Source organism: Pseudomonas sp. St316 (assembly GCF_018325905.1).
Lineage (GTDB): Bacteria > Pseudomonadota > Gammaproteobacteria > Pseudomonadales > Pseudomonadaceae > Aquipseudomonas.
Genome location: NZ_AP021901.1, coordinates 2671089 through 2688965, shown reverse-complemented (window position 1 = coordinate 2688965; position 17877 = coordinate 2671089). Strand labels below are relative to the sequence as shown.

Here is a 17877-nt window from a genome sequence, read left to right as displayed (position 1 = left end):
GGGGATTCAGGAGGCTACGGGGGTACGCATCGTCACGAACTCTTCGGCAGCCGTCGGGTGCACGCCGATGGTTTCGTCGAAGTCGCGCTTGGTGGCACCGGCCTTGAGGGCAATGGCCAGCCCTTGGACGATTTCACCGGCATCCGGCCCGACCATGTGGCAACCCAGCACCTTGTCGGTGCGGGCATCCACCACCAGTTTCATCAGGGTGCGCTCCTGGCATTCGGTCAAGCTCAGCTTCATCGGCCGGAAGCGGCTTTCGAAAATCTCCACCTCATGCCCTTCCTCCCGAGCCTGCTCTTCGGTCAAGCCCACCGTGCCGATATTCGGCAGGCTGAACACGGCGGTGGGAATCATCCGGTAATCCACCAATCGATACTGCTCGGGCTTGAACAGACGCCGCGCCACCGCCATGCCTTCAGCCAGGGCAACGGGGGTGAGCTGGACGCGACCGATCACGTCGCCAATGGCCAGGATCGAAGGCTCGGTGGTCTCGTATTTTTCGTTGACCTGGACAAACCCCTTCTCATCCAGCGTGACGCCGGTGGTTTCCAGCCCAAGGTTGTCGAGCATCGGCCGTCGGCCAGTGGCGTAGAACACGCAGTCGGTCAGCAGCGTGCGACCGTCCTTGAGAGTCACCTTGAGGCTGGCGTCGTCCAGCTTGTCGATGCGCTCGATGTCGGCGTTGAATTGCAGGTCCAGGCCACGACGGTCCAGCTCTTGCGCCAGGTGTTTGCGCACCGCACCATCGAAGCCACGCAGGAACAGCTCACCGCGATAGAGCAAGGATGTCTGCGCGCCCATGCCGTGGAAGATCCCGGCGAACTCCACCGCAATGTAGCCACCGCCCACCACGATGACGCGTTTGGGCAGCTCCTTGAGAAAGAACGCCTCGTTGGAGCTGATGGCGTGCTCGCGCCCCGGAATGTCCGGGATCACCGGCCAACCGCCCGTGGCGATCAGGATGTGCCTGGCGGTGTAGCGCTGGCCGTTGATCTCGACCTCATTGGGCCCGGTCAGCCTGGCGTGACCTTCGTGCAGCACGACGCCGCTGTTGACCAACAGGTTGCGGTAGATGCCGTTGAGGCGATTGATTTCCCGGTCCTTGTTGGCGATCAACGTGGCCCAGTCGAAACTCGCCTCGCCCGCTGTCCAGCCATAGGCCGACGCCTGCTCGAAGTCCTCGGCGTAATGCGCGCCGTAGACCAGCAGTTTTTTCGGCACGCAGCCCACGTTCACACAGGTACCGCCCAGGTACCGGCTTTCCGCCACGGCCACCTTGGCCCCGAAACCGGCGGCAAACCGCGCAGCCCGCACACCACCGGAACCGGCGCCAACCACATACAAGTCAAAATCGTAGGCCATTTTCTATCTCCTTCGGCAGGTCATCAGCATACCTGCTGTTTTCACCTGAGGCAGCGATGCTGTTGGTTATGGGGGCGGAAAACCAAAAAGCCAGCTGGACCGGATCGAATTGGCAGCAATGCTCAAGTTAAGCGCAACCCCTGTGGGAGCGAGCTTGCTCGCGATGGCGGTGGCTAAGCTTGCATCGATGCTAAATGTACCGACGCTATCGCGAGCAAGCTCGCTCCCACAGGGGGTTTGTTTGTGTGATCGATGATTTTCGAAAGACTTTTCCCCACGCAAAAAAACGCCCCGAACCAGTCGGGGCGTTTTTCAAGGCGTGGCGCTGGCTTAGTAAGCCTTGCCGGTCTTGTAGAAGTTCTCGAAGCAGAAGTTGGTCGCGTCGATGTAGCCTTCGGCGCCACCGCAGTCGAAACGCTTGCCCTTGAACTTGTAGGCCATGACGCAGCCGTTCTGGGCCTGTTTCATCAGGGCGTCGGTGATCTGGATTTCGCCGCCCTTGCCTGGTTCGGTCTGTTCGATCAGGTCGAAAATGTCCGGGGTCAGGATGTAGCGGCCGATGATCGCCAGGTTCGACGGTGCGTCTTCAGGTTTTGGTTTTTCAACCATGCTGTGAACGCGGTAGATGTCGTCGCGGATCATTTCGCCGGCAATCACGCCGTACTTGTTGGTTTCCTGCGGATCGACTTCCTGGATCGCCACGATGGAGCAGCGGAACTGCTTGTACAGCTTGACCATCTGGGTCAGTACGCCGTCGCCTTCGAGGTTGACGCACAGGTCGTCCGCCAGGACCACGGCGAACGGTTCGTCACCGATCAGTGGGCGGCCGGTCAGGATCGCGTGGCCCAGGCCCTTCATTTCGGTCTGACGGGTGTAGGAGAACGAGCACTCGTCCAGCAGTTTGCGGATGCCGACCAGGTATTTTTCCTTGTCGGTGCCCTTGATCTGGTTTTCCAGCTCGTAGCTGATGTCGAAATGGTCTTCCAGGGCGCGTTTGCCGCGACCGGTGACGATGGAGATTTCCGTCAGGCCCGCATCAAGGGCTTCTTCGACGCCGTACTGGATCAGTGGCTTGTTCACCACCGGCAGCATTTCTTTGGGCATGGCTTTAGTCGCTGGCAGGAAGCGAGTACCGTAACCGGCTGCTGGGAACAAGCATTTCTTGATCATATAAGTCCTTGAAAAGGCGGTGTGTACGAGTTTCGGCGCAGTCTAATCAGGCAACAGGCACCTTACAATGCCCGCACTGGCCAACCGGTGCCATCATAGAGAAATAAAAAACGGCGGATAGTTCAATCGCCTTTCGTTTCGATGGCTGCAGCGGCCCCCACTGTACGCCAGTAGGCGCTGTTTGCGAGCATTTGACGTATCATGGTGCCCTTGATCACGCCAATTGAGGCAACTAGATGTCGGCAACAAGAAACGCAAACGGTTATTCGGTCAGCCAGGGCAAGGACGGCCAATGGTGGATTATCAACTACCACGGTGAGCAGGTCGCCGGTCCCTTGCCCAGCAAGGCCATGGCAGTGGAAGTGGCCGCGGTATTCCAGGATGAGCGCGAGGCCCCCGCGGCGAAAGAACGCGACACCGCTCCCGCACGCAGCCCCCGCCGCAAGAAGTAACCAGACGAGCCTCCAGTAGATGTCACCCGGGCATTGAACGAGGCTGGTTTAGCTGTACTTTAGCTGTACCGCAATGGCCATTCGCTATAATCTCGCGCCTGCCCCTCCCTTCTCGATGACTATTCCATGAAAACACTTCTGGCGCTGTTTGCAGTCCTGGCCTTGGCAGGCTGTGCCTCTGCCGAAAAAACCTACCTGGACAATGGCGAACAGGGGCTGACCATCGATTGCTCCGGCGAAGCCAATGACTGGGCCACCTGTTATGAAAAAGCCGATGCATCCTGTGCTGGCACCGGCTATCGCATCGTCGGCACCGATGGCACACCGCAGGCCAAGGAAAGCGAAAAGACCCTGGGTGTCGACGTCGGCAACTACACCAGCCGCAGCGTCGTGGTGGTGTGCAAGTAAGAACTATATGTGGATCTCGGCGAACTTGATGCCCAGGCCGCGTATCGTCTCGACCAGTTCGTCGAGGCTGCTGAAGGACTCGACCTCATCCTGCTCATCCACCAGGAAAAAACTGCGCCCGGCGCTTTTCTTGAAGAAGACGATCCATTCACCCGGGCTCGCCGGATTCTGAATCACGTGGGTCGCAAAGATCAGACCTTCTGCATGGCGCTCGCGCACCTGCTCGCGTTTCATTGACTGGCTCCATAAATGACAATGCCGCCAACGTGAACCGTGGCGGCATTTTTTGTCGAGGGCTGCAGTTTATCCGATGCCAGGCCCACTCGTCAGGCGCGGCCTGCGATCAGCCGGAAATGCAGGCGTTGGCCGCGTCCTGCACGTCGCCAGGACGCACAGGCACGTTTGACATGCTTTCGTGCAGCTTGATGCTACTGCCACTGGAGCGCTCATCAATGTCGAACACCGCTGCCGGCAAGGTCGACAGCTTGCCCGGAACGATCAGTCGCACGCCGTTCTTGTGCGGCTCCATTTGCAGCGAACCACGGCTGCTGGCCAGCTTGTCGGAAATACATTTGGCATATTCGTGAGGTTTCTTTCCAGAGATGACGCTCATGGTGGGGGGCGTCTGGTTGATGTCCGATACCGATGCACATCCACTCATGGCCAATGCCAACACCCACACGCTGCGCTTCATATGATTCCTCCGATAAAGATCCTCCGACAGTGCAGACGCCGTTTTTCTCCGGTGCCGCACCGCTTTATTTTTCCCGCAACCTGCAATAAATGAACAAAGCCTGGCGCGCGGGTCGGATATTAACACTCGGGGCTGATAAACTGCGCATCATTGCCCCTTTCTATCGTTTTGATTTTGTAGAAAAAGCCCTTCTGGAGGCGCCCATGAAATTCATCCACCAGCGCGAGCACCTGAACGAAGACGACATCGTCGTCATCGAATGCTCCCAAATGTGCAACATTCGTTTGATGAACGACGCCAACTTCCGTAGCTTCAAGAACGGCGGCCGGCACACGTATCACGGCGGCGCGTTCGACACCTTCCCGGCCCGGATCACTGCCCCTAGCACCGGTTTCTGGAACATTACCATCGACACCGTCAACCACCGTGCAATCAGCGTCACGCGCAAGCCGACCCTGACCCACAAGATCAAGATCATCCGGCGTTCCAGCTCGAAACTGAGCTGAGCCTCGCCCACTTTCAAGACAGGCAAAACCGTGGCCCAGACGACCAAATACGTCATCAAGTACAAGCTCAATGGCGAACGCCGTTTCGAGTTCGCGCAACTGCAAACCGGTACCGAGGAAGAAGCCAGGGCGGCGCTGCACAAGCTGCACGGCGAAACCGACGATGTGATCAGCGATCTCAAGGTCAGCAAGGCGCTGTAACGGCTCACCCTGATTGTTTTTTGTGCCATCTGGCTGGGCACGATGCTTTTGTGGCGAGGGGATTTAGCGAAACGTCGCACCGCAAGAATCGGAGTGCCCGGCAACCCAGCACTGCGCAGACTGAACAGTCCTTCCACCAAGGATTGCCATCGTGCCCCCTACACCTTCCCTGCTCCCACACCTCGCCAACCTGGACTGGCCCGCCCTGGAACACAGCCTCGATCAGGACGGCAGCGCCATCATCCGCAACCTGCTACCGGCAACGCAGTGCCGGCTAGTGAGTGGTTTGTACGCCGAACCCGGGCTTTTTCGTTCGCGGGTGATCATGGCCCGCCATGGGTTCGGGCGCGGCGAATATCAGTATTTTCGCTATCCGCTGCCCGACCTCATCCAGCAGTTGCGCCAGGCGTTGTATCCGGCGTTGGTGCCGCTGGCGAACCGCTGGAATGAACACATGGGTATTGAAGTGCGCTACCCCCACGAACACCCTGACTTTATCCGGCGCTGTCACGCCGCCGGGCAATCGCGGCCTACGCCGTTGTTGCTGCAATATGGTCCGCAGGACTACAACTGTCTGCACCAGGATCTGTATGGCGAGCAGGTGTTCCCACTGCAGGTGGCGATCCTGCTGTCGGAACCGGACGGGGATTTTGCCGGCGGCGAATTTGTCCTCACCGAACAGCGCCCGCGCATGCAGTCGCGGCCCCAGGTCATCGATCTGAAACAGGGCGACGCGGTGATATTTGCCGTGCACCAACGGCCGGTCAAAGGCGTTCGCGGGTATTATCGGGTGAACATGCGCCATGGCGTCAGCTGCGTGCACAGCGGCAGGCGGCACACCTTGGGAATCATTTTTCATGATGCGCAGTAATGACACACCGCTCACATTGGACCTGTTCGCCGACCAGGCGCCGACCACGCCTGGCCAGGTCGAACAGATCGGCCAGCAAGCGTTCGTGCTGCGCGGGTTCGCCCTGCCCTGGCTCGAGCGCTTGCTGCCGGCGCTGGAAAGCGTCTTGCAGGCCGCGCCGTTCCGACAAATGGTCACGCCCGGTGGCTTTACCATGTCGGTGGCCTTGAGCAGTTGCGGCGCGCTGGGCTGGACCACCGACCGCAGCGGCTATCGCTACACCGCCCACGACCCGCAGACCGGCCAACCCTGGCCCGACATGCCGGCGGTGTTTCGCGAATTGGCCCAGGCCGCCGCCCGGCAGGCGCACTTCGAGCATTTCGAACCCGACGCCTGCCTGATCAACCGCTACGTGCCCGGCGCGCGAATGTCGCTGCACCAGGACAAGAACGAACGCTCCCTCGCCGCCCCCATCGTCTCGATGTCCCTGGGCTTGCCGGCCGTGTTCCAGTTCGGCGGCTTGGAGCGCAGCGACAAAAGCCTGCGCATTGCGTTGTTCCATGGCGACATCGTGGTCTGGGGCGGCGTGGACCGGTTGCGCTACCACGGCGTGTTGCCGCTCAAGGAAGGCCAGCACCCGCGCCTGGGCGCCCAGCGGATCAACCTGACGTTTCGCACCGCCGGATGACAGCGCAGAATTCAACCGCAAGACCCGGAGTGTCGTCACTTGGATGGCTCGTTACGGTAGACAAAACGGGCCAATGGACATAACGACCATGAACAGCACTTCGAACAATCTCGCCCCTGAACTGGATCCTCGCTGGGCCGCCGTGCTCGCCCGGGATCCACGCGCCGACGGCACCTTCGTCTATGGCGTGAAAACCACCGGCATCTATTGCCACCCCAGCAGCCTGTCGCGCCTGCCCAACCCGCGCAACGTCGAATTCTTCGACACGCCGGAGCAAGCCCAGGCAGCCGGTTACCGACCCAGCAAGCGCGCAGCCCGGGACCAGACCCAGATCGCCGCCCAACAAGCGGCACGGGTTGCCGCCGCCTGCCGGCAGATCGAGGCGGCCGAGGAGTTGCCAGGCCTCAATGAGCTGGCAGAAAGCGCGGGCTTGAGTCCCTTCCATTTTCATCGGGTCTTCAAGGCAGTCACCGGCCTGACCCCCAAGGGTTACGCGGCCGCCCACCGCTCACGCAAGGTGCGCGAACGCCTGACCGATGGTGGCACGATCACCGAGGCGCTGTATGACGCCGGTTTCAACTCCAACAGCCGCTTCTATGAAGCCGCCAACAAGGTGTTAGGCATGAAACCCACCGACTACCGCGCCGCCGGGCAGAACACCGACATCCGTTTCGCCGTCGGTCAATGTTCCCTCGGGGCGATCCTGGTGGCGCAAAGCGAGCGTGGTGTGTGCGCGATCCTGCTGGGAGACGACCCGGACGCGTTGGTGCGCGACCTGCAAGACAAATTCCGCCGGGCCAACCTCATCGGAGCCGACCGCGAGTTCGAGCAATTGATCGCCCAGGTGGTGGGCTTTATCGAAGCGCCGGCCCTGGGCCTGGACCTGCCCTTGGACCTGCGCGGCACCGCCTTCCAGGAACGGGTCTGGCAAGCCTTGCGGGACATTCCCGCAGGCAGCACCGCCAGCTACGCCGAGATCGCCCAGCGCATCGGCATGCCCAAGGCCGTGCGCGCCGTGGCCCAGGCCTGCGGCGCCAACAGCCTGGCGGTGGCGATCCCTTGCCACCGGGTGGTGCGCAGCGACGGCAACCTGTCGGGCTATCGCTGGGGCGTGGAGCGCAAGCGTCAGTTGCTGGCGCTGGAGCGCTCGTCCGAGGACTGAACACCGATGTAGATCGCCACTGAATCGGGGCTGCTGTAGACCTCGAAATCGGTGGTGAAACGGCGCAACGTCTGCGGGTTGTCGGCGAAGTACGCCCAGATCAGGCCCCAGGTCTGGATCACGCAGTCGGGCATCGGCCCCTTGGCCGCAAACATCAGGTAATCCCCGCCCTCGATGTCCACGGCGGGGTAGCCTGCGCTGGTCGCATCCACTTGAACCCCGGCCGTCACATCGAAGTAGCCGGTGGCATCGGACTCGTAATTGGAATACACCCCGTAGACGAACGACTCCGACTGCCGGGCTGGAATCGTGTCGAACAGCCCTTCAGTGAAGAATCGCTGCCACATCGGGCCGATTCGGGCGGTGTCGGGTTGTTGTTCGTCGGTGTTGCGGGTGCGCACCTGCAAACCGGCAACGGTGAAGGGTTCGACGGTCTTGAGTTTCACGTCCATGGGTCGGGCTCCTTGATGTATGAAGCCCGCATGGTAACCCTCCGGTCGTCGGGATCAAGTTGCAGCGCACGATTGAAAAACTCGACTGGCCCTCGCCGGCCCACACCTGCTAAAAACACTGTTTCCTTCTGCCGTCGGAGACCCCACATGAGCCAGTGGCCAGACACTCGCATTCTTGACCTGCTCGGTATCGAGTTGCCCATTATCCAGGGGCCACTGGCCGGGGTGACCGGGCCGGCCATGGTGGTCGCGACGTGCAATGCCGGCGGGCTGGGTTCGATGCCAGCTGCGATGCTCGATGTCGAACAACTGCGCCAGGCGCTGACGACCATCGGCGAACAGACCGACAAGCCATTCAACGTGAATTTCTTCTGTCACCAGCCTCCGGCCTTCGACGAACAACGGGCCGAGGCCTGGAAGCAACGGCTCAAGCCGTACTACCAGGAACTGGGCGCCGACTTCGACGCGCCGACCCCAGTGTCCAACCGCACGCCTTTCGATGATGCCGCCTGCCGGGTGCTGGAAGAGATGCGTCCCAAAGTGGTCAGTTTCCATTTCGGCCTGCCGGAGAAATCCCTGCTGGACCGGGTAAAGGCCACCGGGGCAAAAATCCTCTCCTCGGCCACCACCGTCGAGGAGGCCATCTGGCTGGAACAACATGGTTGCGACGCGATCATTGCCATGGGTTACGAAGCCGGCGGTCATCGCGGGATGTTCCTCAGCGATGACCTCAACACCCAAGTCGGGCTGTTTGCCTTGCTGCCGCAGGTGGTGGATGCGGTGAAGGTGCCGGTGATCGCAACCGGCGGCATCGGCGATGCGCGGGGGATCGTCGCGGCGTTTGCCCTGGGCGCCTCGGCGGCGCAACTGGGCAGCGCCTATCTGTTCACCCCTGAGGCCAAGATCAGCGCGTCCCATCACCGCGCGCTGCGCACGGCCAAGGAAAGCCAGACGGCTGTCACCAACCTGTTCACCGGCCGCCCGGCCCGGGGCATCGTCAACCGGGTGATGCGCGAAGTGGGCCCGATGAGCCCGCTGGCGCCGGCTTTTCCCTTGGCCGGCGGCGCGTTGATGCCGCTGCGGGCCAAGGATGAAGCAGACTTCAGCAACCTCTGGGCCGGCCAGGCCTTCCCCCTGGGCCGCGAGCTGTCGAGCGCCGAGTTGACCCGACAACTGGGCGAGGAGGCGCTGGCCCAACTGAACAGCCGTGGTCGGTCCTGACGGTCGTCATCGCCTCTCAGGCCGCCATCGCGAGCAGGCTCGCTCCCACAGGGGTTCTCATCCAGGCACACCACCGGACCTGTGGAAGCCGAGCTTGCTCGCGATAGCGGTGGATCAGCTTGCATCAGTGCTGAATGTACGGCTCCCACAGGGGATTGGTACTGGGCAACGAGCTTGCGAACACCCGAGATCCAATGTGGGAGCGAGCCTGCTCGCGATGGCGGCAGCCCTTGCACCCTCACTCCCAGGCAAAATGCCGCGTTCCGTTTGTCGGTCATTCGCTATATATTCCGGTATATAGCGAAACCAACCCTACGGAGCCTCACCCATGTCCCTCACCCGCTTCGCGCCGCTGCTGTTGACCACACTCTTCACCGTTGGCGCCGTCCAGGCCGCTGAGGTGCAGGTGGCGGTCGCTTCCAATTTCACCGCGCCGATCCAGGCCATCGCCGCCGATTTTGAAAAAGACACCGGGCACAAACTGGTGGCGGCTTACGGGGCCACTGGGCAGTTCTACACCCAGATCAAGAACGGCGCGCCATTCGAAGTCTTCCTCGCCGCCGACGACACCACGCCGGCCAAACTCGAAAGCGAAGGCGACACCGTCAAGGGCTCGCGCTTCACCTACGCGATCGGCACCCTGGCGCTGTGGTCGGCCAAGGACGGTTATGTCGACAACCAAGGCCAGGTGCTCAAGCACAACGATTTCCAGCACCTGTCCATCGCCAACCCGAAAGCGGCGCCCTATGGCCTGGCCGCGACCCAGGTGCTGGACAAGCTGGGCTTGACCGCACAGGTGAAAAGCAAGCTCGTCGAAGGCCAGAACATTACCCAGGCCTATCAGTTCGTCTCCACCGGTAATGCCGAACTCGGCTTCGTGGCCTTGTCCCAGGTGTACAAGGACGGCAAAGTGACGGGCGGCTCGGCGTGGATCGTCCCGGCCGAACTGCACGACCCGATCAAACAGGACGCGGTGATCCTCAACAAGGGCCGGGACAACCCCGCTGCCGTGGCCCTGGTGGATTACCTCAAGGGCCCGAAAGCCGCCGCCATCATCCAAGCCTACGGTTACCAACACTAAATGCCACTGACCAGCGCCGACTATGCCGCCATCTGGCTGACCCTGAAACTGGCGTCATTGACCACGGTGATCCTGCTGATCATCGGCACGCCCATCGCGTTGTGGCTGTCACGCACCCGCTCCTGGCTGCGCGGGCCGGTGGGTGCGGTGGTCGCGTTGCCGTTGGTGCTGCCGCCCACGGTGATCGGCTTCTACCTGTTGCTGGCGTTGGGACCGAACGGCTGGATGGGCCAGTTCACCCAAGCCCTCGGGTTGGGCACCCTCACCTTCAGCTTCACCGGGCTGGTGATCGGCTCGGTGATTTATTCCATGCCGTTTGTGGTGCAGCCGTTGCAGAACGCCTTTGCCGCCATTGGCAGTCGCCCCCTGGAAGTCGCCGCCACCCTGCGAGCCGGGCCCTGGGACACGTTTTTCAGCGTCATCCTGCCCCTGGCCCGCCCCGGCTTCATCACCGCAGCGATTCTCGGCTTCGCCCACACCGTCGGCGAATTCGGCGTGGTACTGATGATCGGCGGCAACATCCCGGAGAAAACCCGGGTGGTGTCGGTGCAGATCTACGACCATGTCGAAGCCTTGGAATACGCCCAGGCCCACTGGCTGGCCGCGGCGATGCTGGTGTTTTCATTCCTGGTGTTGCTGGCGCTGTACTCCAGCCGCCGAACCCGTTCCGGTTGGAGCTGATCGATGATTCACGCGCGTTTTCAGCTCGACCACGGGACTTTTTCCCTGGACCTGGATGTGCAACTGCCCGGCCGAGGCGTGACCGCACTGTATGGGCCTTCCGGTTCCGGAAAAACCACCTGCCTGCGCTGCATCGCCGGATTGGAGCGGCCGGCCCGGGGTTTTATCGAGGTCAATGGCCAAGTCTGGCAAGACAGTGAGCACGGCGTGTTCGTGCCGCCCCATAAACGGTCGGTGGGGTATGTGTTCCAGGAGGCGAGCCTGTTCGCCCATCTGTCGGTGCGGGCCAACCTGGCGTTCGGCCTCAAGCGCATCGCGCCGGCACAACGGCGGGTGGACATGGACCAGGCGAGCGAACTGTTGGGCATAGGGCACTTGCTCGATCGACAACCGCACAACCTGTCCGGCGGCGAACGCCAACGGGTCGGTATCGCCCGCGCCTTGCTCACCAGCCCGCAACTGCTACTGATGGATGAGCCACTGGCGGCCCTCGATACCCGACGCAAAAACGAAATCCTGCCGTACCTGCAACGGCTCCACGATGAACTGGACATTCCGGTGCTGTATGTCAGCCATTCCCAGGACGAAGTGGCGCGCCTGGCCGATCACATCGTTCTGCTCGAGGGCGGCTGCGCGCTGGCCAGTGGGCCGATCGGCGAGACCCTGGCCCGGCTCGACCTGCCATTGGCCCTGGGGGATGACGCTGGCGTGGTGATCGAGGGCAAGGTCAGTGGTTATGACCCGGCGTATCAATTGCTGACCCTGAATCTGCCCGACAGCCAACTGAACGTTCGCGTGGCCCACACGTCCCTGGCCCTCGGCCAGCCGCTGCGTTTCAAGGTCCAGGCCCGGGACGTCAGCCTCAGCCTGGCGAACGATGCCCAGACCAGCATTCTCAACCGCCTGCCGGTCACCGTGGTCAGCGAACAGGCCGCCGACAACGCCGCCCATGTGCTGATCCGCCTGGAAGCCGCTGGCACCCCGCTGCTGGCGCGCATCACTCGCTATTCGCGCGATCAGCTCAAACTGCACTCGGGACAGATGGTGTGGGCGCAGATCAAGGCGGTGGCGGTGTTGGCGTAGGCTCCGAAACCAGTGGATCACATTGTGGAGGCTTGTGGGAGCAAGGCTTGCCCGCGATGGCATCGCCTCGGTCTATCAGCTACACCGAGGTGCTTGCATCGCGGGCAAGCCTTGCTCCCACAAGCTCGCTCCCACAGGTTTGTGGCACGACGGCAACAGCCCGCGGTCAATGAATGCATAGGCCACCGGATTCGTTGCCAAGGACTCTTTTCATGCCCGATACCCTGCCGCCGGATGCACTGCCGGCCGACCTGCATTATGTCGATGACACGGCCCCGGGCATCACCCGCAAAAAACGGCGGGGCAAATTCTGTTATTTCGACCCGCAAGGCCAACGCATCACCGACGCGGCCGAGATCCAGCGCATCAATGCCCTGGCGGTACCGCCGGCCTACACCGATGTCTGGGTCTGCACCGACCCGTGCGGCCATCTCCAGGCCACCGGCCGTGATGCCCGCGGGCGCAAGCAATACCGCTACCATGCGCGCTGGCGTGAGGTACGCGATGCGGACAAGTACTCACGGATGCTGGAATTCGGACGGGCCCTGCCGCGCTTGCGCAAACGCCTGGAGGAAATCCTCGCCACGCCCGGGTTCAGCCGCGACAAAGTCATGGCCACGGTCATCACCCTGTTGGATGTGACCCTGATCCGCGTCGGCAACAGCCAATACGCCCGGGACAATCGCTCCTACGGCCTGACGACCCTGCGCACCAAACATGTCGAGGTCAACGGCAGCGCCATCGCCTTCCAGTTCCGAGGCAAGAGTGGCGTCGAACACCAGATCACCGTGAAGGACCGGCGCCTGGCACGGATCATCAAGCGCTGCCAGGAGATCCCCGGGCAGAACCTGTTCCAGTACCTGGACGAACACGGCGAGCGTCACGCCATCAGTTCTTCGGACATCAACGCCTACCTCAAGACCCTCACCGGCGCTGACTTCACCGCCAAGGACTACCGCACCTGGGCCGGCAGCGCGGCGGCCCTGGCCGGGCTGCGGACGCTGCGTTGGGAAACCGAGACCGAGGCCAAGAGGCACGTCGCCGAGATGGTCAGGCACGTCGCGCGGCAACTGGGCAACACGCCGACCGTCTGTCGCAAGTGCTACATTCATCCTGCGGTGGTCGAGGGCTTCCTGCTCGGCGCCTTGGGGGAACTGCCCAAGCCCCGGGTACGCAAAGGCCTCAGTGAGGAAGAAGCCGGGTTGACGCTGTTTCTACAGCGCATGACCGACGCTGCCCAGGCGTGCGAACAGCAGCAACCGACTTGATGCGTCCATGGGCCCCGAGCCCTGGACGAGGAACATCCGCAGACCGCTGGACTCCCAACTGTACAGCGCCGCCGTTGCGCAGGCACGTCAACGGATGAAGTCGACAGGAGTTTCAGATGTCCGAACACATTGTCCATTTCCACTGCCAGATCGATCAGGGAACCACGGAACGCTTTCGCGATAACTGCCTGGAGGCCATTGAGAAAGGCGCCGACTCGCTGATGCTCAATCTCTCCACGGTCGGTGGCAGTACCAACTTCGGCTTCACCCTCTACACCTTCATCAAGTCCCTTCCGGTACCGGTACGTGCCGTGAACGCCGGCAATATCGAGTCGATGGGCATCATCATGTACCTGGCCGCCAGCGACCGCACCACCACCCCGCACTCGCGTTTCCTGATTCATCCGATGAACTGGTACTTCGGCCAGAAATCCGTGGACCACTCACGCTTGCGCGAGTACCTGTCCAGCCTGGACAACGACGTGGCGCGCTATGTGGAGATCTACGTCAAGGAAACGGCTGGCGCGGCGACGCAGCTGGATATCTTCAAATGCCTGTGCGCCGAAGAGCGGGTGATTCCAGCGGAAAACTCCCTGGCGTTCGGCATTGCCCATCGGGTCGAGCAAGTGGTTTTCCCAGGAGAGGCGACGCATTGGAAAGTCAGCGGCGGCGAGGACTCGAAGTGAACCCCAGCGCCTGACCATTCGTCGCCAACGAGCGGTTTTTTTTAAACTTCCCTCGGCCATTTTCTTTCCCAACTAATGCGAGGCACGTTGCTCGCTCAACCAAGATGAGGATTCTCGAAATGGCCAGTAGCGGAAACAAAAACCCAGGCAACTTCGCAAATGATCGTGAAAAAGCATCTGACGCCGGCAAGAAAGGCGGACAGGCGTCCGGCGGCAACGTTGCCAACGACCGGCAAAAAGGTGCCAGCACTGGTGCCGGTAACAAAGGCAGCGAACGCAGCCAAGGCGGCGGCAGAAAATCGTAACCACCCAAACCGTTGGGGCGCAGACGAACTGCGCTCCGGCGCTAAACGCTCTTCCTCTCGCCATAAATACGGAATTTCATATATTCGATCATCCGCATATACTCCGGCGCAGCCCTACCTTGCGCTTATCGGAGCCGATCGATGAAAGTCCTCTTCATGTGCACAGCCAACAGCTGTCGCAGCATCCTCAGCGAAGCGATGTTCAACCATCTGACCCCGGCCGGGTTCGAAGCGGTCAGCGCTGGCAGCTTTCCCAAGGGTCAGGTGCTGCCGCGCAGCCTGAGCACCTTGCAGGAGGCCGGTATCTGTATCAAAGGCCTGCGCAGCAAGGGCAACGACGCCTTTGAAAGCAGCCCGCCGGACATCGTCATCACAGTGTGCGACAACGCCGCCAACGAGGCTTGCCCGGTGTATTTCGGCCCGGCGGTCAAGAGCCATTGGGGCTTGGCGGATCCATCGGAAGTCCAAGGCAGCGATGATCAGGTCGGCCAGGCTTTCCACTGCACGCTGGACCGCATCGAGGCCCGCTGCCGGGCCTTCTTCGCCCTGCCCTTCGACCAGCTCGATGCCCAGGCCCTGAAAGCCGAGCTCGACCGCATCGGCACCCTCTGACCGATCAACCTGCGCGATAGGCCTGCTTCACCGTTCCGATCCAGCCCGCCTCCAGGCGCGACTGTTCAGTGTCAAGGCCCAGTGCCTGCATCTTCGCCAGGTGCGCGTCGGCCTCTCGGGCCAGGGAGCCCTGGGCGCTGGAGTTGGCGTCCAGCTGATGCATCTGGGCCAACCCCAGGTGATAGAAACGCAGCAGCTTCATGGCGGTGGGGTCCTGGGCCTGCACGCCGGCTGTCACCTGGTGCATCACGTTGGTGATTTTCATCAGGCTGCGCTTGAGCTGCCAACCGTACACCGCGGCGGCCATCCACGGCTGCGACCAGAAATACAGGCGCATCAGCGCCGCCATCGCCAGCACCGCGACAATCACCCCGCCGAGATTGAAACGAAAGTTATCGCCTCCGGGCGTCCCCAGCAGCATCACGGCCAGGCTGGACAGCAACATCGCCAGGGCCAGGAATACCACCGCGATGATTAGGGTGCTGCGGCGCGTCTGCTTGCGATAGGTGTCGCCATCCCACGGTTTGATCTCGAACATCGCGGTGCAATTTCCTTGTACGGCATCAAAAGAGTCACGCATTATCGCCTGCCCGGTCGATTTAGCTATGCTGGGGCTCATTTTGTAGCGCAATCGACTCGCCAGGTCCGGTTCAAAGCCGATGGCGATAGCGCAAGGATCGTGCGATCTTTCTGCGTGGACGTTTTTTTTCAAGATGCCGTCGTTGTGTGCATGGCATCGTTTTCAAGGAAAGCTGAATGACTCAAAGACATGTAATCAACGCCTCGGTAAGCCCCAAGGGCAGCCTGGAGACCTTGTCCCAGCGCGAAGTCCAGCAACTGAGCGAAGCCGGTTCCGGCAGTATCTATACCCTCTTCCGCCAGTGCGCCCTGGCCATCCTCAACACTGGCGCCCATGTTGATAACGCCAAGACCATCCTGGAAGCCTACAAGGACTTCGAGATCCGCATTCACCAGCAGGACCGCGGCGTGCGCCTGGAACTGCTGAACGCCCCGGCCGATGCGTTCGTCGATGGCGAAATGATCGCCAGCACCCGCGAGATGCTGTTCAGCGCCCTGCGAGACATCGTCTACACCGAGAACGAGCTGGACAGCCAGCGCATCGACCTCAGCTCGTCCCAGGGCATCAGCGACTACGTCTTCCACCTGCTGCGCAACGCCCGCACCTTGCGCCCTGGCGTGGAGCCGAAAATCGTCGTGTGCTGGGGCGGTCACTCGATCAACACCGAAGAATACAAATACACCAAGAAAGTCGGCCACGAGCTGGGCCTGCGCAGCCTGGACATCTGCACCGGTTGCGGCCCGGGCGTGATGAAAGGTCCGATGAAAGGCGCCACCATTGCCCATGCCAAGCAGCGTATCCATGGCGGTCGCTACCTGGGCCTGACGGAACCGGGCATCATCGCCGCCGAGGCGCCGAACCCGATCGTCAATGAGCTGGTGATCCTGCCGGACATCGAGAAGCGCCTGGAAGCCTTCGTCCGGGTCGGCCACGGCATCATCATTTTCCCGGGTGGCGCCGGCACGGCGGAAGAGTTCCTGTACCTGCTGGGTATCCTGATGCACCCGGCCAACCAGGACCTGCCGTTCCCGGTGGTTCTCACCGGGCCGAAAAGCGCCGCGCCGTACCTCGATCAGTTGCATGCGTTTGTCGGTGCAACCCTGGGTGAGGCGGCGCAGAAGCATTATCAGATCATCATCGACGACCCGGCCGAAGTGGCGCGGCAGATGACCCGGGGGCTCAAGGAGGTCAAGCAGTTCCGCCGCGAGCGCAACGACGCCTTCCACTTCAACTGGCTGCTGAAGATCGACGAGGGCTTCCAGCGCCCGTTCGACCCGACCCACGCCAACATGGCCAGCCTGGGCCTGAGCCGCGACCTGCCCGCCCACGAACTGGCGGCCAACCTGCGCCGGGCGTTCTCGGGGATCGTGGCCGGTAACGTCAAGGACAAGGGCATCCGCCTGATCGAAGAACACGGCCCGTACGAAATCCACGGCGACGCCGCCATCATGGAACCTCTCGACCGCCTGCTTCAGGCCTTCGTTGCCCAGCACCGCATGAAACTGCCCGGCGGCGCGGCGTATGTGCCGTGCTATCGCGTGGTGACCTGACCTTTGTGCAGCGGGCACAGAGCAATGTGGGAGCAAGGCTTGCCCGCGATGGCATCGGCACATTCAACATGAATGCAAGCTGACCTACCGCTATCGCGAGCAAGCTCAGCTCCCACAAGGGATTTGTGTGGTTACTGAATCCGCATCAACCCGGCCTCATCCATTTCAATACCCAGCCCGAGGTAATCCTTGATCTGCGGATGAAGGGTAACCACCGGGTGCGTATGGGTCGCCGTTACCACCATCACATCCGCCTCGGCCGCCTCGCCAGCCAGGATGCCCGCCTCGGCGTCTTCAAAGACCAGGCATTCTTGCGGTGCCACTTGCAAGCGTTCGGCGGCCAGGCGATAGCAGGCGGGGTTGGGTTTGCCGTTGCTCACGTCTTCGGCGGTCACCATCACCCCGGGACGCGGAATCCCCGCGGCGTCCATGCGGCGCAAGGCCAGTGTCATAGGCGCCGAGGTGACAATCGCCCATTGATGGGGCGGCAGTTTTTTCAGAAACGCAACCGCACCGGCCACTTGCACCACCCCTTCAACATCGTCGATTTCCTCGCGGGTAATCTGCGCGGCCTCGGCTTGGGCATCCACTCCCGGCAAGTGCTGGCGAGCGATGGTGTCGATGGCGCGCACGCCATGGATCGTTGGCAGGAACGTCGCCACATCCACGCCGTGGCGCAGGGCCCAGCGCGTCCAGATCCGCTCGGCGGCGGCGATGGAATTGAGCAGTGTGCCGTCCATGTCGAACAGGAAGGCGCGGTAGGCAACGTGGGTGGGGCGACTGGCAGGCATCGGATCCTCGGTGGTTGAGTCTGTGGGAGCAAAGCTTGCTCGCGATAGCGGTTTTAAAGCCAACAGGGGCG

General features: G+C 61.9%; 23 protein-coding genes. 16 read left to right on the top strand and 7 right to left on the bottom strand.

All coding sequences use genetic code 11. From position 1 onward, the window contains the following. Window positions 1–6 precede the first annotated feature (6 nt). Both gorA and galU read right to left on the bottom strand, forming a co-directional pair. On the bottom strand, window positions 7–1365 hold the full coding sequence (gorA, locus tag KI237_RS12265; RefSeq protein ID WP_212800030.1) for a glutathione-disulfide reductase: 1359 nt from the start codon (window positions 1363–1365) through the stop codon (window positions 7–9). A gap of 330 nt (window positions 1366–1695) precedes the next feature. After that, a complete protein-coding gene (galU, locus tag KI237_RS12260) occupies window positions 1696–2535 on the bottom strand; it encodes a UTP--glucose-1-phosphate uridylyltransferase GalU (protein WP_003182953.1) in 840 nt (279 codons plus the stop codon). Between the two features lie 236 nt (window positions 2536–2771). On the opposite strand from galU, the gene KI237_RS12255 reads away from it, so the two are divergent. Further along, complete coding sequence (locus KI237_RS12255) at window positions 2772–2987, top strand: hypothetical protein (RefSeq protein WP_212800029.1); 216 nt, start codon at window positions 2772–2774, stop codon at window positions 2985–2987. 126 nt (window positions 2988–3113) lie between these two features. Then, window positions 3114–3395 (top strand): hypothetical protein, encoded by a 282-nt coding sequence (locus KI237_RS12250; RefSeq protein WP_212800028.1) that lies wholly within the window; start codon window positions 3114–3116, stop codon window positions 3393–3395. Between the two features lie 3 nt (window positions 3396–3398). Here the strand turns inward: KI237_RS12250 and KI237_RS12245 are convergent, their stop codons facing one another. Continuing rightward, a complete protein-coding gene (locus KI237_RS12245) occupies window positions 3399–3629 on the bottom strand; it encodes a hypothetical protein (RefSeq protein ID WP_212800027.1) in 231 nt (76 codons plus the stop codon). A 109-nt stretch (window positions 3630–3738) separates the two neighbouring features. Further along, entirely contained in the window at window positions 3739–4089 is a 351-nt protein-coding gene (locus tag KI237_RS12240; protein WP_212800026.1) for a hypothetical protein, read from the bottom strand. 203 nt (window positions 4090–4292) lie between these two features. On the opposite strand from KI237_RS12240, the gene KI237_RS12235 reads away from it, so the two are divergent. The 5 genes from KI237_RS12235 to ada all read left to right on the top strand — a co-directional run bounded on the left by KI237_RS12235 (window position 4293) and on the right by ada (window position 7496). Continuing rightward, window positions 4293–4595, top strand: a complete 303-nt coding sequence (locus tag KI237_RS12235) for a DUF1883 domain-containing protein (RefSeq protein ID WP_212800025.1) — start codon at window positions 4293–4295, stop codon at window positions 4593–4595. A gap of 30 nt (window positions 4596–4625) precedes the next feature. After that, window positions 4626–4796: a hypothetical protein gene (locus KI237_RS12230; RefSeq protein ID WP_165826019.1), complete on the top strand. Its 171-nt coding sequence runs from the start codon at window positions 4626–4628 to the stop codon at window positions 4794–4796. Between the two features lie 151 nt (window positions 4797–4947). After that, window positions 4948–5667 (top strand): 2OG-Fe(II) oxygenase, encoded by a 720-nt coding sequence (locus KI237_RS12225; RefSeq protein WP_212800024.1) that lies wholly within the window; start codon window positions 4948–4950, stop codon window positions 5665–5667. Further along, the gene (gene alkB / locus KI237_RS12220; protein WP_212800023.1) at window positions 5654–6334 is read left to right on the top strand and encodes a DNA oxidative demethylase AlkB; all 681 of its coding nucleotides are present in this window, start codon (window positions 5654–5656) and stop codon (window positions 6332–6334) included. The genes KI237_RS12225 and alkB overlap by 14 nt, the downstream gene beginning before the upstream one ends. Window positions 6335–6422: 88 nt before the next feature. Next, window positions 6423–7496, top strand: coding sequence for a bifunctional DNA-binding transcriptional regulator/O6-methylguanine-DNA methyltransferase Ada (gene ada / locus KI237_RS12215; RefSeq protein ID WP_212800022.1), 1074 nt, complete (start codon window positions 6423–6425; stop codon window positions 7494–7496). Here ada and KI237_RS12210 read toward each other — a convergent pair. Continuing rightward, the gene (locus KI237_RS12210) at window positions 7460–7948 is read right to left on the bottom strand and encodes a GyrI-like domain-containing protein (RefSeq protein WP_212800021.1); all 489 of its coding nucleotides are present in this window, start codon (window positions 7946–7948) and stop codon (window positions 7460–7462) included. The genes ada and KI237_RS12210 overlap by 37 nt on opposite strands. Window positions 7949–8095: 147 nt before the next feature. On the opposite strand from KI237_RS12210, the gene KI237_RS12205 reads away from it, so the two are divergent. The 8 genes from KI237_RS12205 (at window position 8096) to KI237_RS12170 (ending at window position 14885) form a co-directional block, all read left to right on the top strand. Further along, a complete protein-coding gene (locus tag KI237_RS12205; protein WP_212800020.1) occupies window positions 8096–9169 on the top strand; it encodes an NAD(P)H-dependent flavin oxidoreductase in 1074 nt (357 codons plus the stop codon). A gap of 328 nt (window positions 9170–9497) precedes the next feature. After that, window positions 9498–10250: a molybdate ABC transporter substrate-binding protein gene (gene modA / locus KI237_RS12200; protein WP_212800019.1), complete on the top strand. Its 753-nt coding sequence runs from the start codon at window positions 9498–9500 to the stop codon at window positions 10248–10250. Continuing rightward, window positions 10251–10931 (top strand): molybdate ABC transporter permease subunit, encoded by a 681-nt coding sequence (gene modB / locus KI237_RS12195; protein WP_212800018.1) that lies wholly within the window; start codon window positions 10251–10253, stop codon window positions 10929–10931. It begins immediately after the preceding gene. A 3-nt stretch (window positions 10932–10934) separates the two neighbouring features. Further along, window positions 10935–12014, top strand: coding sequence for a molybdenum ABC transporter ATP-binding protein (gene modC, locus KI237_RS12190; RefSeq protein WP_212800017.1), 1080 nt, complete (start codon window positions 10935–10937; stop codon window positions 12012–12014). 212 nt (window positions 12015–12226) lie between these two features. Then, window positions 12227–13282 carry a DNA topoisomerase IB gene (locus KI237_RS12185; RefSeq protein ID WP_212800016.1) on the top strand — a complete coding sequence of 352 codons (1056 nt, stop codon included), beginning with the start codon at window positions 12227–12229 and terminating at the stop codon, window positions 13280–13282. Window positions 13283–13398: 116 nt separating this feature from the next. Next, entirely contained in the window at window positions 13399–13968 is a 570-nt protein-coding gene (locus KI237_RS12180) for an ATP-dependent Clp protease proteolytic subunit (protein WP_212800015.1), read from the top strand. Window positions 13969–14087: 119 nt separating this feature from the next. After that, window positions 14088–14273, top strand: a complete 186-nt coding sequence (locus KI237_RS12175; protein WP_212800014.1) for a con-10 family general stress protein — start codon at window positions 14088–14090, stop codon at window positions 14271–14273. Window positions 14274–14414: 141 nt separating this feature from the next. Then, the gene (locus KI237_RS12170; RefSeq protein WP_212800013.1) at window positions 14415–14885 is read left to right on the top strand and encodes an arsenate reductase ArsC; all 471 of its coding nucleotides are present in this window, start codon (window positions 14415–14417) and stop codon (window positions 14883–14885) included. A 4-nt stretch (window positions 14886–14889) separates the two neighbouring features. Here KI237_RS12170 and KI237_RS12165 read toward each other — a convergent pair whose 3' ends face one another. After that, window positions 14890–15423: a DUF3087 family protein gene (locus tag KI237_RS12165; protein ID WP_212800012.1), complete on the bottom strand. Its 534-nt coding sequence runs from the start codon at window positions 15421–15423 to the stop codon at window positions 14890–14892. A gap of 218 nt (window positions 15424–15641) precedes the next feature. Between KI237_RS12165 and ppnN the strand changes: the two genes are divergently transcribed. Next, complete coding sequence (ppnN, locus tag KI237_RS12160) at window positions 15642–17015, top strand: nucleotide 5'-monophosphate nucleosidase PpnN (protein ID WP_212800011.1); 1374 nt, start codon at window positions 15642–15644, stop codon at window positions 17013–17015. 131 nt (window positions 17016–17146) lie between these two features. Here the strand turns inward: ppnN and KI237_RS12155 are convergent, their stop codons facing one another. Continuing rightward, the gene (locus tag KI237_RS12155; RefSeq protein WP_212800010.1) at window positions 17147–17806 is read right to left on the bottom strand and encodes an HAD-IA family hydrolase; all 660 of its coding nucleotides are present in this window, start codon (window positions 17804–17806) and stop codon (window positions 17147–17149) included. Window positions 17807–17877: the final 71 nt, after the last annotated feature.

Coding starts and splice junctions, on each gene's coding strand:
- KI237_RS12155 (WP_212800010.1), bottom strand. CDS start 17,806: ATGCCTGCCAGTCGCCCCACCCACGTTGCCTACCGCGCCTTCCTGTTC.
- KI237_RS12235 (WP_212800025.1), top strand. CDS start 4,293: ATGAAATTCATCCACCAGCGCGAGCACCTGAACGAAGACGACATCGTC.
- galU (WP_003182953.1), bottom strand. CDS start 2,535: ATGATCAAGAAATGCTTGTTCCCAGCAGCCGGTTACGGTACTCGCTTC.
- modA (WP_212800019.1), top strand. CDS start 9,498: ATGTCCCTCACCCGCTTCGCGCCGCTGCTGTTGACCACACTCTTCACC.
- gorA (WP_212800030.1), bottom strand. CDS start 1,365: ATGGCCTACGATTTTGACTTGTATGTGGTTGGCGCCGGTTCCGGTGGT.
- ppnN (WP_212800011.1), top strand. CDS start 15,642: ATGACTCAAAGACATGTAATCAACGCCTCGGTAAGCCCCAAGGGCAGC.
- KI237_RS12250 (WP_212800028.1), top strand. CDS start 3,114: ATGAAAACACTTCTGGCGCTGTTTGCAGTCCTGGCCTTGGCAGGCTGT.
- KI237_RS12210 (WP_212800021.1), bottom strand. CDS start 7,948: ATGGACGTGAAACTCAAGACCGTCGAACCCTTCACCGTTGCCGGTTTG.
- KI237_RS12180 (WP_212800015.1), top strand. CDS start 13,399: ATGTCCGAACACATTGTCCATTTCCACTGCCAGATCGATCAGGGAACC.
- KI237_RS12175 (WP_212800014.1), top strand. CDS start 14,088: ATGGCCAGTAGCGGAAACAAAAACCCAGGCAACTTCGCAAATGATCGT.
- alkB (WP_212800023.1), top strand. CDS start 5,654: ATGATGCGCAGTAATGACACACCGCTCACATTGGACCTGTTCGCCGAC.
- ada (WP_212800022.1), top strand. CDS start 6,423: ATGAACAGCACTTCGAACAATCTCGCCCCTGAACTGGATCCTCGCTGG.
- KI237_RS12185 (WP_212800016.1), top strand. CDS start 12,227: ATGCCCGATACCCTGCCGCCGGATGCACTGCCGGCCGACCTGCATTAT.
- KI237_RS12240 (WP_212800026.1), bottom strand. CDS start 4,089: ATGAAGCGCAGCGTGTGGGTGTTGGCATTGGCCATGAGTGGATGTGCA.
- KI237_RS12255 (WP_212800029.1), top strand. CDS start 2,772: ATGTCGGCAACAAGAAACGCAAACGGTTATTCGGTCAGCCAGGGCAAG.
- modB (WP_212800018.1), top strand. CDS start 10,251: ATGCCACTGACCAGCGCCGACTATGCCGCCATCTGGCTGACCCTGAAA.
- KI237_RS12165 (WP_212800012.1), bottom strand. CDS start 15,423: ATGTTCGAGATCAAACCGTGGGATGGCGACACCTATCGCAAGCAGACG.
- modC (WP_212800017.1), top strand. CDS start 10,935: ATGATTCACGCGCGTTTTCAGCTCGACCACGGGACTTTTTCCCTGGAC.
- KI237_RS12245 (WP_212800027.1), bottom strand. CDS start 3,629: ATGAAACGCGAGCAGGTGCGCGAGCGCCATGCAGAAGGTCTGATCTTT.
- KI237_RS12170 (WP_212800013.1), top strand. CDS start 14,415: ATGAAAGTCCTCTTCATGTGCACAGCCAACAGCTGTCGCAGCATCCTC.
- KI237_RS12205 (WP_212800020.1), top strand. CDS start 8,096: ATGAGCCAGTGGCCAGACACTCGCATTCTTGACCTGCTCGGTATCGAG.